The organism is cf. Phormidesmis sp. LEGE 11477, assembly GCF_015207105.1.
Lineage (GTDB): Bacteria > Cyanobacteriota > Cyanobacteriia > Phormidesmidales > Phormidesmidaceae > Phormidesmis.
Genome location: NZ_JADEXO010000001.1, coordinates 182117 through 197507, shown reverse-complemented (window position 1 = coordinate 197507; position 15391 = coordinate 182117). Strand labels below are relative to the sequence as shown.

General features: G+C 49.2%; 6 protein-coding genes. 3 read left to right on the top strand and 3 right to left on the bottom strand.

Annotated features, from left to right (window positions below; genetic code table 11):
- Window positions 1-616: 616 nt before the first annotated feature.
- On the top strand, window positions 617-5989 hold the full coding sequence (locus IQ256_RS29355) for a cadherin-like domain-containing protein (protein ID WP_228024440.1): 5373 nt from the start codon (window positions 617-619) through the stop codon (window positions 5987-5989).
- A 229-nt stretch (window positions 5990-6218) separates the two neighbouring features.
- Window positions 6219-7727 carry a BamA/TamA family outer membrane protein gene (locus tag IQ256_RS00740; RefSeq protein ID WP_193853248.1) on the top strand — a complete coding sequence of 503 codons (1509 nt, stop codon included), beginning with the start codon at window positions 6219-6221 and terminating at the stop codon, window positions 7725-7727.
- Window positions 7728-7740: 13 nt separating this feature from the next.
- On the opposite strand, the gene IQ256_RS00735 is transcribed toward IQ256_RS00740, so the two are convergent.
- Together IQ256_RS00735 and IQ256_RS00730 are read right to left on the bottom strand one after the other, a co-directional pair.
- Entirely contained in the window at window positions 7741-9417 is a 1677-nt protein-coding gene (locus IQ256_RS00735; protein WP_193853246.1) for an AIPR family protein, read from the bottom strand.
- 18 nt (window positions 9418-9435) lie between these two features.
- Window positions 9436-11370 (bottom strand): ABC-F family ATP-binding cassette domain-containing protein, encoded by a 1935-nt coding sequence (locus IQ256_RS00730; protein ID WP_193853244.1) that lies wholly within the window; start codon window positions 11368-11370, stop codon window positions 9436-9438.
- A gap of 272 nt (window positions 11371-11642) precedes the next feature.
- On the opposite strand from IQ256_RS00730, the gene IQ256_RS00725 reads away from it, so the two are divergent.
- Window positions 11643-12683, top strand: coding sequence for a fatty acid desaturase (locus tag IQ256_RS00725; RefSeq protein ID WP_193853242.1), 1041 nt, complete (start codon window positions 11643-11645; stop codon window positions 12681-12683).
- 94 nt (window positions 12684-12777) lie between these two features.
- Here IQ256_RS00725 and IQ256_RS00720 read toward each other — a convergent pair whose 3' ends face one another.
- A complete protein-coding gene (locus IQ256_RS00720; RefSeq protein ID WP_193853240.1) occupies window positions 12778-14502 on the bottom strand; it encodes a DEAD/DEAH box helicase in 1725 nt (574 codons plus the stop codon).
- Window positions 14503-15391 lie beyond the last annotated feature (889 nt).

Genomic DNA, 15391 nt, shown 5'->3' with positions numbered 1-15391 from the left:
CTCGCATAGTCACTTTTGGGCAGTCACTCTTAAACAGCACCGCTTGGGCAGTAACTATAGCTCTCTTACTTGGCCAAAACAAAATAGCACCGGCAAAGTTTGGTGCAGGAATGGGGTATGCGGCTAGCAACGTACGTAGACACACCTCTCTCTACGGGTATTTGCACATTTTTGTATCTGAAGTCAGTCTGAGCTTTGGCGCAACTTGTTGTGCTTTTCACAGAATAAGACAACAACGCTTTAGCGCAACTTGTCGTGTTCTTCACAGAAGAGATAGTTGAATTTAGAGTAAGTAAAATTGCGGAGGCTATGCGTAGCAAAACCCCGCAGGCGATTCTATAATTTTGTTCTAGACGGAGTATCTCTGGCAAGTTTTCAAAGTCAGTTATACCAAGGTCTCGAAGGAAATTTCCAAGGACTAAATCGCGTGAGGAAAAATCATGCGTCTACTAGTTCATGAAAGTAGTCCACGAACGACAGTCATTTATGTTATTGAGTCAAAGCTTTAGCATTATTTGTCTTGTTCTTCATAGTTTTCCTCAAAGCTGATTTTTTAGGACGTCTCTACCCTCATCACCGAATTTTTAAAGTAATTAACATGGACAGGAGTTCCTGAATGGCCGATTTTAACTTGGATGGATTTGTCAACGAAGGCGTGATTACTGACGGACTCGATGCGCCAATTGCCCTCAGCTTTCTGCCTGACAATCGGATGCTGCTGCTAGAGAAGGACGGGCGAATCTTCATCGCCGACCCTAACTCGGGGCAGAAGTCTCTCTATCTAGATATCTCCAATATTGTTAACTCCGGGCAAGAACGTGGGCTGCTAGAGATAGCTATTCCCCCTGATTTTGACCCCGACCCAGCCAGCGGTAACAACGAAATCTATCTTTTCTATACGCGCTCAGGCAACACTAATCGCGCTGTAATCGCTAGCTATAAGCACCAAGAAGGCTCAGGTGGACTTTCTAGTAGAGCCAGGCGTAACAGCGAGACGATCCTTTGGACCGACACAGATGGCTATGACTCTTGCTGTCACTACGGCGGCGGCTTAGACTTTGGCCCAGACGGAAAGCTTTGGTTAACTAGCTCCGATAAGTTCAACACGTCTAACGGCGGTGAAAGCGGCGCAGATGACGATGTGCCGCTCAACCTAGAAAGCACCAGCGGCAAGATCATCCGCATCAACCGTGATGGCACGATTCCAGATGGTACAGACGGCTGGCCAGCTAATCCCTATGTCGATGGTGTCATCGATGGCCCCTATCCGACTTTGGCAGACGATGGGCAGCCGTACCAGCCTGATCCATCCATCTGGGCTTACGGTCTGCGTAATCCGTTCCGGTTTGCTTTTGATAACGAATACGGCAAAGGCTATATTGGCGAAGTGGGCGGTAATCGTAGACGCTCAACCGACGATATTCATGTGGTTTCACTCGATCAAGGTGGCGCTTTCTACGGCTGGAACTTCTATGAAGGCGTTGATAGCACCCTTCTCTACAACCCGAACAAGTCACCGTTTAACCCAGTTGAGTTTCCGCAGCCTGATACTGATCTAGCTGATCCTAGTAACGGCGACTACTTCTCGGCACCTATTTACGACGAGCCTCACTCTTCTTTGACAGGTGGCTTTGTCTACCGGGGCGATATGTTCCCAGAAGAGTTTGACGGCGTTTATTTCTTCGGTAATTACAAAGATAACTACATCAAGTTTCTTGACTTGAATGATACAGGCGATCAGGTTGAAGGTGACTACGAACTCGTTCCTGAGGGCGATGACATCACTCAAGTAGTCTTCTTAGAAGAGGGCATTGACGGAGCCCTATACTACATCAAGTACGTTCCTCAGGGCATACCTGGCTTAGAAGGCAATAGTACGGTGCAGCGCATCACCTTTGGTGAAAATATGGCACCTTTTTTAATGTCTCCTAGCGTGACCGATAGCCAGGGTGATCCTAACGACCAGGCCGGTACGCAGGTACCCTTAGATGTTCTCTACAGCGTTACTGTTGGTGACAATGATACTCCGCTTACCGGATTGAACTATAGCCTCAATTTTGGCGATGGTAGGATAGCCACTGGCGCGCCTGATCCAACTACAGGTGAGATCACGGTTTCTCATACGTACACGTCTGAAGGTATCTACGATGTCACGCTCCGTGTCGATGATGGATCTAATACAACGCTGAGCCAACCTGTCACTATCACTGCCGGTAGTGTCAATAGTGCGCCTGAGTTTCAGTCAGTTGGCTCAGATTTTGGGTTTATTGAGGCCGGCGACCAGGTCACCTTCACGGCGACTGTTGCTGACGTCAATGACCCAGTTGGCGCACTCACCTACACAGTTGACTTCGGCGATGGTTCACCAGTTGTCACTGGCAACCCCGATGCTAATGGCAATATTGAAATTTCCCATACCTACTCAGATGACGGGATATACAACGCTCTCTTTACTATCTCAGACGGCAAGGCCGATCCAGTATTTTCTGATTCGGTTCCTATTCGAGTGGGTATCGATAATCAGCTACCGGTTACCAGAGGTTTAGTATTTCAGGTAGAAGCCTTTACTAAAGTTGGTTTAGACGGCTCGACCGTCACGGGATGGATTGACCAATCTGGCATTGGCAACATCCTATCGGCAGCGGGTGACCCGCAGTTCGTTGAAAACGCTACCCCATCTGGCCAGCCTGCAATTGCCTTGGATGGTGATGGTGATGTTCTCTTCCGAGAGGGTTCGGTGAACGGACTTCCAAGCGGAAACGGCCCCCGGACGATGTTCTTTGTTGTGGACTACGAAGATGTTACCAACAACGAGTACGCTGGCCTCGTCTACGGTAAGGCAGATAAGAACCAGGCTTTTGGTCTGACTTTAGATGGCAACGAAGACGACTTCGCCCTTCAAGGCTGGGGCAACAACAACGATCGGCGCACTGATATTGACGCTGTGATCGATCCTGATAGCGGTCAGCAGCGCGGCTTTATCTCGCATGCCGTCGTGTTTGATGGCACTACATACAGACACTACGTAGACGGTGTGGAGATTGACTCTGGAAATAAGACTTACGACACGGTATTAGAAAAGCTGCTGATAGGTCAGAACCTAGACGGTGGTGAGACGCCGATGAGTGTTGCGGCTGCGTATATCTATAATCGCGCTTTGAACGCAAACGAGTTTGGTGCGGTCGAAAGCTACATTCAGCAGAACTATCTAACCCCGCCGTCTAGTAACAATCTACCGGTGGCAGTCAACGATCCAGAGGGTGGGAATACAGCTCTATTCACGACCGACGAGAACACAGCTTTCACTACCGGTAATGTACTCGATAACGACAGCGATATTGACGGAGATTCGCTGAGTGTCAGCGATATCCATACAACTGTCACAGTAGGACTAGTCACCAACAACGGAGACGGTACCTTTACCTACGACCCGAATGGGCAGTTTGATACTCTCGAAGAAGGAGAAACAGCTACCGATAGTTTCTCCTATAACATCTCAGACGGTAATGGGGGTGAGGCGACTGCAGCGGTTACGATCACTATCAACGGCGCGGGTGAGGTAAGTGTGAACCAGCCACCAGTCGCAGCCGACGATCCAGATGGAAATACTATTTCTTCGTTCACAACCGATGAGAACACAGCCTTTACTACCGGCAACGTACTCACGAATGACACTGACGCTGACCAAGATCCGCTCAGCGTTAGTAATATCGATACCAGCTCTACTACGGGCCTAGTCACCGATAACGAGGATGGTACCTTTGACTATGACCCGAACGGTCAGTTCGAAGGACTTGCCGAAGGCGAAACAGCTACCGATAGTTTTTCCTACACCGTCTCCGATGGCAACGGCGGCAGCGATACTGCCTCTGTCACCGTCACTATTGAGGGCGTAGATGCAGTAGTCTCTCAGTCTAACGATCCGGTATTTAGAATAGAAGCTTCTACTGGAATCAGCGTGAACGGTACGACAGTAACCGGATGGGCCGACCAGTCTGATTTTGGTAACAACTTGCTGGTAGCAGGCAATCCGCAGCTAGTCGAAAATGCGACGCCATCTGGTCAGTCTGCCGTTGTATTAGATGGCAGTGGTGACTATCTCTTCCGTGACGCGGCGCTACAAGGGTTTGCTAGCGGGAACGATCCTCGCACAATGTTCTTTGTCGTTGATTATGAGGACGTCACTAATGATGAATACGCTGGTCTAGCGTACGGTAAAGCCGCTAAGAACCAAGCTTTTGGTTTGACATTAAATGGAAATGACGACGACTTTACCGTTCAAGGCTGGGGAAGAAGAAACGATGAGCGTACTAGCATCGATGGTGTGATCGATCCTAATACGGGTCAGCAGCGTGGCTTTGTCTCTCATGCTGTGGTATTTGATGGTACAACCTTCAAGCACTACGTAAACGGCGTAGAGATTGATTCTGGCAACAAAACTTACAACACAGTGCTTGAAAAGCTGCTGATTGGCCAAAACCTCGATGGTGGAGTGACGCCAATGAGTGTCGCTGCTGCATTTATCTATAATCGCGCTTTAGATACAAACGAGTTTGATACAGTCGAAAGCTACATTCAGCAGACCTATCTAACCCCTTCGTCTAGCAACAATTCACCTACTGCGGCAGACGATCCAGGCACAGGCGCTGCCGCTGCGTTTACGACCAATGAGGACACGGCCTTCACTACCGGCAATGTACTCGATAACGATAGCGACGCTGACCAAGACCCACTTAGTGTCACTAGTTTCGATACGACTTCTTCTCTAGGTTTAGTCACTAACAACAACGATGGCACCTTTACCTACGATCCAAATGGTCAGTTTGAGTCGCTGGCCGAAGGTGAAACCGCTACTGATAGCTTCTCTTACACCGTCTCGGATGGCAACGGCGGCAGCGATACTGCAACGGTGACAGTAACTATTGACGGTGCGGATGAGGTGAGCGAGAATCAGTCACCGGTCGCAGCTGATGACCCAGGGACAGGCGCTGTCGCTGCGTTCACGACTAGTGAAGACATAGCCTTTACTACCGGCAACGTCCTCGACAACGATAGTGACGCTGACCAAGATCCGCTCAGCGTCAGCAATATCGATACGACTATCACCATAGGACTAGTTACCAACAACAACGACGGCACTTTTACTTATAATCCAGACGGTCAGTTTGAGTCGCTGGCCGAAGGTGAAACCGCTACTGATAGCTTCTCTTACACCGTCTCGGATGGCAACGGTGGTAGCGATACTGCAACGGTGACGGTGACTATTGACGGTGCAGACGAGTTGAATCAGTCCGCTGGTCGTGTTACCGATCAGCTTCTGGCGCTCTATACCTTTGACGAGGGCAGCGGTCATACCGTTGGGGATACATCAGGGGAAGGTAATGCTCTCGATTTGAGTATTGACGATCTAACAGGTGTGACTTGGGGTGACGGTTCGTTGACTCTAAATGATGCTACTTTGATTTCTTCAGATGAATCTGCTACCAAGCTAATTGACGGTTTGGATGACGGTAATATCACCATCGAGACTTGGATAACACCCGAGAATATCAGTCAGAGCGGCCCAGCTAGAATTGCCACCCTCTCAAAAAATACGCGCCGCCGCAATTTCACGCTAGGACAGGCTGGCAACAAGTTCGACGTCCGGCTGCGAACAACTGCCACTTCTAAAAACGGCAGACGCTCTGTGGCTTCTCCAGGTGGATCAGTCAGTACTGACCTGACGCATGTGGTTTATACCCGCACAGCAGCAGGAGATGCCTCCATTTTTGTCGACGGCGACTTGGTTCGTACTGACACAGTAGGAGGCAACTTTTCTAACTGGGGGTCAGCGCATCAGTTTGCCCTGGGCAATGAGCTGGGTTCTGCTGAGCGGCCTTGGCTAGGCACTTTGGATCTGGTGGCTATTTACAATCAGTCATTTGATGCTAATGAGGTGTCCCAGAACTTCCTAGCAGGTCCTAATCCGACTGCTGGCGGTCTTGGCTAATCCAATTTGACGTCATCACCACAGCATTACGCTGTATTGTGAGGACTGTATTCTATGAGTCGCTGTCTAGTAGGCAGCGACTTGCTGTTGTTTGGATCGCCCCTCTGTGAAAAGCCTCGTGAAAAACCCTGTGAAAACTTATTTACTGTCGTACGCTTTTCCTCGGAAGTTGAAAAGAGTAGGCCAGCTCGCGCTAGGTGCTGTAGTCAGTTCTACATTAGCGTTGGGTATGGGAACTGATGGTATTGAGAACGGGTTGTTATTTGGTGGGCGGGCGATCGCGTCTCAACCCACAGATGCACTTCCAAGTGCTCTCCCAACCAACAGGCCACAAACAGGAGCTTCTCAGCCAGACACTTCTTCAGTAGGCATCTCCCCAACAGCCGAAAAAACTATCGCCGACATCCAGGTTCGCGTCCTCGACGAATTTGGCAGGCTGCGTCTAATTGCCAATCCACACGGCTTTCTCCAGGCGCTCAACCTACAGCCCGGAGATCCTTACGATCCGCATGCTGTTAAAGTGAGCCTTGCAAAAGTTGAAGATTTCGCTGAGCAAATCACCTTCACAGATGAACCGACCGCCGACCCTCAGCAGATTGCGTTAGTCATCACCGCGCAAGAACCGAACAAACTCTTCTATGGCTTTGGCAGATTCTCAGAACCCACCGCGCTGAGAGGGCCACTACGGCCTGATGTTACCGACACCGTTTCTAATCGCGCTGTCGGATTTTCTATTAGTGCCTTTGGCGGACTTGCCAATATCGGTGATAGCGGCCAATCCTTAGCGGTTGGTGTTGTCGGCGGTATCAATGCCCTGGGCGTTGAGCTTGACTATTCCTACCAGCTAGATGACAGTTCAGGGCTGGCGATCAACTTCGCCAATCAGCGCGGTGTAGAAACTGAATTCGACGAAGGCGAAATCGATATTGATACACCTAGCGGCGGTGATCCTTGGGTGCATCGTATTGGCGGCGGCGCAGAGTATTTCCGCGAGTTTAATTCGGCGCTATCGGGCGCAGTAGGGCTCTCCTATCAGCGTGTGACCGTTAGAGATGCCGCTTTTTCAGACGATACTTTTGCCTTTGATGAAGTCGGCAACTCGCTCACTGTTAGCGAGGGTGGCGCGGACGATCTACTCACTATCAACCTAGTTGGCGAGCTAGACTATCGAGACAATCCGATCAATCCTGCTAGCGGATCGAGACTGTTGATTGGTGTTGATCAGTCTATTCCAGTGGGCAATGCCAGTATCTTCTTTAATCGCATCAGTGCTAGCTATACCTACTTCATGCCGCTGAATTTGTTTGGATTTGCCCAGGGCGATCGCACTCTGGTACTCAACGCTCAAGGCGGCACTATCATCGGCGACGCCCCACCGTATGAGGCCTTTAGCCTCGGTGGCCCTAATTCTGTTCGTGGCTATGAACGAGGCGAGGTGGGCAGCGGGCGCAGCTTTGTTCAAGCTACCGCTGAATATCGCTTTCCTCTCGCTAATTTCAACACCTTCAACAGAGAAATTAATCTAGGCGGTACGCTCTTCACAGACTTTGGCAGTGATTTAGGGTCGGGCGATACTGTGATCGGCATTCCGGGTGAAGCAAGAGATAAGCCCGGTAGCGGTTTCGGCGGCGGCATCGGTCTACGAGCTGTCACCGATTTTGCCACAGGTAGAGTAGAGCTAGGTGCCAATGACCAAGGGGATATCAATGTGTTGTTTAGCGTGGGCGATCGCTTCTAAACACAAACAAAAATCACGCTATTTGCTGTAGCTTCTCGATCAAATCACCTCTGCGAAAAGTCGCTGATAGCTGCTGAAAAGAAATAGTCTGTTTCCCGTACAAACTTTTCAGTGCCTGGCGAACATCTTCAACAGCGTCAGTTAGATAGTTCTCTCCATGACGTTCTATAAGCTGCGACGCTTGGTCGAAATTAGTATGATCCAGCTCGTCTTCTGAGCGAATATCGATATCTTTTAATAGTTTTTGCCCCATTTGCATTGCAATAAAATAGGAGGCATATCGAATAAACTCTAGATCAGTAGACTCTGGTCGCTTCCGTCGATTTTCGGCAAGCCTAAACAACTGAACAGAGATAATTACCTGCGCTCCATTTAATCGATTAGTGAAAATAAAGTCATACAGCTTGCCAAAATGCTCCCTAGCAAAAAATTTGGCTTGGTGAGGCTTTTTACGCCATACGGACAGAACCGCTGCAGCGGCCACTCCCGAAGTTATGTCCGTTGAACGGGTGCTTGATTCTGAGCGTTTTCGACGATACTGATAGCCTAGCTGTTGAATATCTATTTCTAATTTTTGCTGACGATCATCATTGGCACGTAGGTCGCGCAGATCTACCGGATTTTGACTATTTGTAGCATAGGTGATCTTTTGTATCAGCTCATTATTGTCACGCGGCAGCTGATATAGACGAAGTAAAACGTAAGCCGAATTATCCTGATTGGTTTCAATGTTTTCTTGTAACGTTCTGAAGATAGTTAAGCAGGTTTGACTCCCGTTGATAATTTGTAAATTGTCAACGCGGACTCGATAATCACCATTTTGTAGCGCATTATAAACAAAAGTATCACAGGTTAGCGTCAGACCGTTGTTGTAAAAGTAAAAGTTGGCTTTCTCATCACTCAAAAGCGTATCGCGTATCGCTTCATTGACTCGATTCCCCTGCAAACCCAGATAGCGGCGAATGTTGCGTTCTAATAGTCGCTCTCCATGTCGCTCGATGAGGGCAGCCACTTCGAGCACAGAAATTTTACCAACTAACACTCTGCTGTAGTTCATATCCTCTACAACAGCAGCACCAACAAGCTGTAAAGTATCTTTAACTGGTTTTGAAGCTTGTAAAACGCTCACCAAGCGTTCGTGATTCACATGCTCCCAGGATACCTGTTCACCAAAACCAGCGCGTTTGATTTCTTCTTGTGCAGAGTCATTCCACGTCAAGCCGTTATTGCAAGCGATCGCTCTTACCTGAGGAATATAGCCATCACGAATCAAACTGCGAGCTTCTTCTACTTTAGTTAGCAATCGTCGATTAGTGTATTCCAACTGAGCGGATGGGTCAAACAAATAGTTAATAGCATTGATCAATGCCTTAATGCCATTTTCAGGAAAGTTAGAATCACCTTCTAAATTCTTTTTATACTTTGCCTGAAATAAACTAACTGTGAACTCGCCGTCATATTCTTCGGAGATGTGAATAGCATCTACACCAAAGTCACCTCCACCTTCTGTTAAACAATCAAATGCTTCGGCATGCTCTAAATCTAGGATCGTTTGAACGCACAGATACACAAAAGCTACAGATTTGACCTTGACTGATTCAACAATTTTCAGCTCAGTCTGAATCTGAGTTTGAATATTCGCAACTAGCGAAGTCAATCTTTGGTCGATAATAGAAGCATTAATATTCATAATCTGTCTTAGGTAGCTCTAAGCAATCAGTTCAGCTAGCTCCATCCATCTTTCGGTTGCGGTATCAATTTCGTTAGAAATTTTGGCTATCTGCTCGGACAGCTCCTGCAGTTCCTCATAGTCACTAGGTGGCGTCGGATACAGCAGATCCTCTAATTCTGCTTTTTTAGCTTCCAACTGGGGGATCTTTGTTTCTAGCGAGGCATACTCTCGCTTCTCTTTGTTTGAAGCTTTTTTGCTAGCAGAGCTGTGAGAAGGTTTAACGCTTTTCTGTTTCTCTGTATCCGTTACTTTTTGGGTCTGAGCTGACTTCTGTTCTATTTTTTGAGCAGCGTCTTCTTTTTTCTTGGTTTCTAGATAAACGCTGTAGCTGCCCGGATAGCGCCGAATGTTTCCACCGGGCTCTAGTGCAAAGATGTTTTGCACAGTGCGATCTAGAAAATAGCGATCGTGAGAGACGGTAATGACGCAACCAGTGAAGCTCTCTAAATAGTCTTCTAGAACGGTCAGGGTCTGCACGTCTAGATCGTTGGTGGGCTCGTCTAGAATCAAAACGTTAGGGGCGCTGAGCAAGACGCGCAGAAGGAACAAGCGACGCTTTTCTCCACCGGAGAGCTTATGGATGGGTGTGTATTGCTGGTTGCTAGTAAACAAAAAGCGCTCCAGCATCTGAGAGACGCTAATTTGGCTGCCGTCGGCGGTGGTGACAAACGAGCCTTCTTCTTTGAGATAGTCCATCACCCGCTGCTGGTCGTTGAGCGCTTCGAGCAGCTCTTCGGAGTGCTGATTAAAATAGCCAATATGGATGGTCTGGCCAATGTCAACGCTGCCGCTGTCGGGTTCGAGCTTGCCCGTGATGATGTTCATCAAGGTGGATTTGCCAGCACCGTTGCCGCCGATGATGCCAATGCGATCGCTCGCGGTAAATTCATAAGTAAAGTCTTTGATTAGAGCGCGATTGCCAAACGACTTACTCACCTCTTCTAGCTCAATTACTTTTTTCCCGATTCGCCGCCCTGCCGTGTCGATCTCAACTTTTCCTTGAGTCTCCTTAAAGATCTTCTCCTTCATTTCGTCAATCCGCCCAATTCGCGCGTTCTGCTTGGTACTACGCGCCTTTGGCCCTTGCCGTAGCCAGGCTAGTTCTCGTCGCAGCATGCCTTTGAACTTTTGCTGAGAGCTGGCTGCTGACGCTTCCTGGTCGGCTTTTTTCTCTAGGTAGTAGGCGTAATTACCTGCGTACGTGTACAGATCGGCGCGGTCAATTTCAATGATGCGGTTGGTGACCTTGTCTAGAAAATAGCGATCGTGCGTAATCAGCACTAGCGCCCCGCGAAACTGGCCCAGATAGTCTTGCAGCCACTCCACTGACTCAGCATCTAAATGGTTGGTCGGCTCATCCATCAGCAGCAGATCTGGATCGCTCATCAGCGCGGTTGCCAGGGCCACGCGCTTGCGATAGCCACCCGAAAGATCGCCGATTCTCGCGTCAAAATCTTCGATGCCTAGCTTGCTCAAGATAATCTTGGCATTAGTCTCTAGCTCCCAAGCGCCAGAAGTCTCCATCTTTTCGCCGACGGTTGCCAACTGGTTCATTAGCTGATCGAGCTCTTTGCCGGTCGCTTGAGACATCTGGTGCGACAGCGTTTCATACTTTCGCACTAGCTGCATCTGCTCACCGCAGTCAGCAAATACCTGGTCTAGAACCGTCAGATCTTCGTCGATATCTGGCTGTTGTGGTAGATACACCAGCCTCGCGCCAGACTTTGTCAATCGCTGACCGCTGTCGATCGGTTCGATGCCGCCCATCATCTTTAGCAATGTCGATTTGCCAGAACCGTTGACACCAATAACGCCGACTTTATCGTCGGGTTCGATGCTAAACGATCCCTCACGCAGCACTTCTTTGATACCGAAGTCTTTGCTGACAGATTGAAAGGTAATCAGACTCATAGAAGCTTGGTTGAAGTATTGGCTGAAGAAGGTTAGCTAAGTAGACAGATTAGGGGATTCTTTTATCCTATGGCAAAACTGTAAAAGCAACCAAAGGCATACGGTGTACGAAAAATGTACGAAAAATGCCGTATAACTTCGCTATCTCCCTCCCTCAGTGAGGTGATAAATGTTAAGGTTTCTGAAGCATTTTTGATTCAAAGGAGCGATCGCTTAACGAAACGAGGTGCTTTTTCGATCTTTATTTTCGACCTTCAAAGGAGTGTTGACTTTTGACCGCCACAACAGAAAGGTTTGCGACTGTGCGTCCCGAGACCCCAGAAGCATCCCTGCAGCTCAAAGAGATTATCCGTAGCCTTCCTCGGGTCTACTTTGAGAAAGATTCGAGCAAAGCTTGGAAGCACGTTCTTATCAGCGTATCAGCCGTCGTGTTGGGCTACTGCGCCATCGTTTTTCTCCCTTCATTTTTGCTTCCTTTTAGCTGGTTTTTTACCGGTACGGCGCTGACCGGTTTTTTTGTGATTGGCCACGACGCGGGCCATCGTTCTTTTGCCAAGAAGCGCTGGGTCAATGATTTAGTCGGTCATTTGGCTTTCTTGCCGCTGATCTATCCGTTTCACTGCTGGCGTTTGCTGCACGATCATCACCATCTGCACACCAACAAGATGGAAGAAGACAATGCCTGGACGCCGCTACGCATCGAAGATTACCTCAGCTATTCTCCAGTCATGCGGTTTCTTCAGCGCAGCATCCGCAGCTACTTTTGGTGGATGGGCTCGATTGGCCACTGGGCGATGTATCACTTTGACTTACGGAATTTTAGAGAACGCGATCGCGCCAAAGCGCTTTTCTCAATTGTCGTAGTCGCTATCTTCGCCGCTGTTGCCTTCCCGATTCTGATTGCTACAACTGGCCTTTGGGGCTTCGTCAAGTTCTGGCTGGTGCCCTGGATGGTTTACCACTTTTGGATGAGCACGTTTACCATCGTGCATCACACCATTCCCGAAATTCAGTTTCTGCCAGAAGCCGAGTGGAATGCGGGAGCAGCGCAGCTAGCCGGTACGGTTCACTGCACTTATCCTCGCTGGGTGGAATTCCTCTGCCACGACATCAACGTCCACGTTCCCCATCACGTTTCGACCGGCATCCCCTCATACAACCTCCGCGCCGCCCATGCCAATCTCAAAGAGAACTGGGGCGAGCACATTGTTGAGCGCAAGTTTACCTGGAAGCTGATGATGGACATCGTTAGCCAGTGTCACCTGTACCATCCAGAGAAGGCGTATCAGTCTTTCCGTGAGGCAGGGTTTTAGGCTTCGACTCCGCTCGGCCTACAGGCTAGGGGGCACAAGTGCTAGATACTTGCAGAACTTGTGCCCCGAGAGTTGAGCGGAGTCGAAATCCGACCTAAACAGATGCCTTATCTTTGCGGCGCTTCTTTTTGAAAGGAGGGCCGCTTCTAGTATTACGGCGGCGCTTGGGCTTACCTTCGCGCCAGTTGCCATCGTCGCGGGTTTTGCCTAGGCTGGTGATGTTCATTGGATTGCCTAAGACTTCTACGCGCCTGAGCAGGTCGAAGGTCTCTTTGGGGATGCCGATAGGGAGATCGACGGTGCTGTAGTCGTTGTAGACACTGATGCGACCGATATATTTGTTGGCAAGGCCAGTTTCGTTGGCGATCGCACCGACAATATGACCCGGCTTCACGCTGTGTTCTTTACCCACCTCGATACGAAAGCGCTCCATGCCTACGCTTTGCGTAGCCGCACCAGAACCGGCATCGCGGCGCTTTGGTCCACCCTTTCCTAACGCCTTTTCTTCTAGCAGCAATGGCTCATCGCCTTGTAATAGCTTCGCCAGCGCGCCCGCAATCTCAATCGCTGGCACATCATGTTCTTGCTCATACTGCTCCAAAATTTTAGTGAAGAAAGCCGAATCCTCTTGAGCCAGCGTGTCGGTAATCTTTTGCTTGAAGCGTTCAATTCGCTGATCGTTGACGACTTCGGTAGAAGGCATCTCCATCCGCTCGATTCTTTGCTTCGTCGAGCGCTCAATTGAATTTAGCAGGCGCTTCTCACGCGGAGTGACAAATAGGATGGCTTCACCTTCTCGACCCGCTCGGCCCGTGCGCCCAATCCGATGAACGTAGGCTTCAGGGTCGTAGGGCATATCGTAGTTAATCACATGGCTGATGCGCTCTACGTCTAATCCCCTAGCGGCGACATCAGTGGCGACCAGAATATCGAGCTTGCCTTGCTTTAGCCGCTCTACGGTGCGCTCGCGCTGGTTTTGAGGGACATCTCCACTCAAAGGGGCAGTGTTGTAGCCTCTAGCTTCTAGCTTTTCGGACAGCTCGACGGTGGCGACTTTGGTGCGGACAAAAACGATCATGCCGTCAAAATCTTCGACCTCTAGAATGCGGGTAAGGGCATCGAGCTTGTGGTAGCCGCTGACAGGCCAGAAGCGCTGACGAATAGTATCAGCTGTCTTGGATTGGTTTTTGACCGCGAGCTCTTGGGGCGAGTTGAGATACTTTTGGGCGATCTTGCGAATGGCGTTGGGCATAGTAGCCGAAAACAGCGCCACCTGGCGGGATTTAGGCGTTTGAGCAATCACCCACTCCACATCGTCAATAAAGCCCATCCGCAGCATTTCATCGGCTTCATCCAGCACCAAGAACTTGAGATTGTCTAGCTTTAGCGTGCCACGTTTAATGTGATCGATTACCCGGCCAGGTGTTCCGACGACCACATGCGCCGCTCTTCTGAGCTGCCTGAGCTGAACCTGATAGCTTTGCCCACCGTAGATCGGCAGCACATGAAAGCCTTTGATATGCGAGGCATAGCCCTGAAACGCTTCAGCGACTTGCAGGGCGAGTTCTCTGGTGGGGGCTAGCACCAAAGCCTGGGGATCGGTATTAGAGACGTCGATTTGGGAGAGGATTGGGAGGGCAAAGGCGGCGGTTTTACCGGTGCCGGTTTGCGCTTGGCCGATGATATCTTGGCCGTCCAAGATCGGTGGGATGGTAAGCGCCTGAATCGGTGTCGGTGACTCGTAGCCGGCATCGTCTAAGGATTGGAGGACAGCAGGAATCAGTGAGAGATCTTTGAAAGATGTTTCGGTAGCGGGCATGTGAAAAACAACCTAGATTCTAGGTACGTAAGGTGATAAAAAATGTCAGATTGAGTCGAGAGTGCCGTCAAAAGCAGATTCTGCTTGAAGCTAGGCCACCAAAGATTAGTGCCAGAGATTATCTGATGCCGAAACGCCCAGAATCTTAGAGAGCACACCAAGAAAAGCGAAACAAGGCAAGCGAATGGAGTGCTAAGTGCAGACCATCCGTGATTGAGCGCAACTTAGTCGCTGTTTGCTTCAATAGCTGTTTGCCTCAGCATCTGTGTCTAGACGACTAGGCACTAACTAAACGAACTGAAGGAAAATGGGTCAGGTTATGGACTCGGTAGGGTGACACAGGCATGTAATACAAGGGCGATAAAGCAGCCTTGAATTGCCTGTCCCGTTTGAAGTGTGAAGGGTAGAAACCTACTCACCGAGAGGATGTTGCAATGTGGGGCCTATCCCAAAACGGCAAAGCCTAGAAGGTCTGATAGAGACTCTCGCAGCATATGACCGTATAATCGCTCTTGTTTCATCGCTTTTCAGCGATGGCTCTTTTTACTGCGGCTCTTGATTGAGCGCTTCAACGTTTTATCTTAGAATTCCGTCTTGGACAAAACAGCGAAATTGCCAGAAGAAGCTAGTATATCGTCTTTGGTTTGATTAGAGCAACCATAATTTTGATACCAGTACATTACCTAAATCGATTGCTCAAAACTGGGCCTGATGTAATCAGAAATTGCTGTGTTCAACTTCTATCCCCAAAACTTTTTCAAAAGTTAGCATATCCAAGAACGCAGTTAAAATGAATAACAACATCACTGTCTTCCTAAACCTGCCGTTGCTGAACACTCTCCTCAACAGTGAGCTTTTTACTTTGCGCTGTTGTTTCATCTGGCACTGT

Bases quoted from the DNA above. Each gene is read 5' to 3' on its own strand.
- IQ256_RS29355 (WP_228024440.1), top strand. From the start codon at position 617: ATGGCCGATTTTAACTTGGATGGATTTGTCAACGAAGGCGTGATTACT.
- IQ256_RS00740 (WP_193853248.1), top strand. From the start codon at position 6,219: ATGGGAACTGATGGTATTGAGAACGGGTTGTTATTTGGTGGGCGGGCG.
- IQ256_RS00735 (WP_193853246.1), bottom strand. From the start codon at position 9,417: ATGAATATTAATGCTTCTATTATCGACCAAAGATTGACTTCGCTAGTT.
- IQ256_RS00730 (WP_193853244.1), bottom strand. From the start codon at position 11,370: ATGAGTCTGATTACCTTTCAATCTGTCAGCAAAGACTTCGGTATCAAA.
- IQ256_RS00720 (WP_193853240.1), bottom strand. From the start codon at position 14,502: ATGCCCGCTACCGAAACATCTTTCAAAGATCTCTCACTGATTCCTGCT.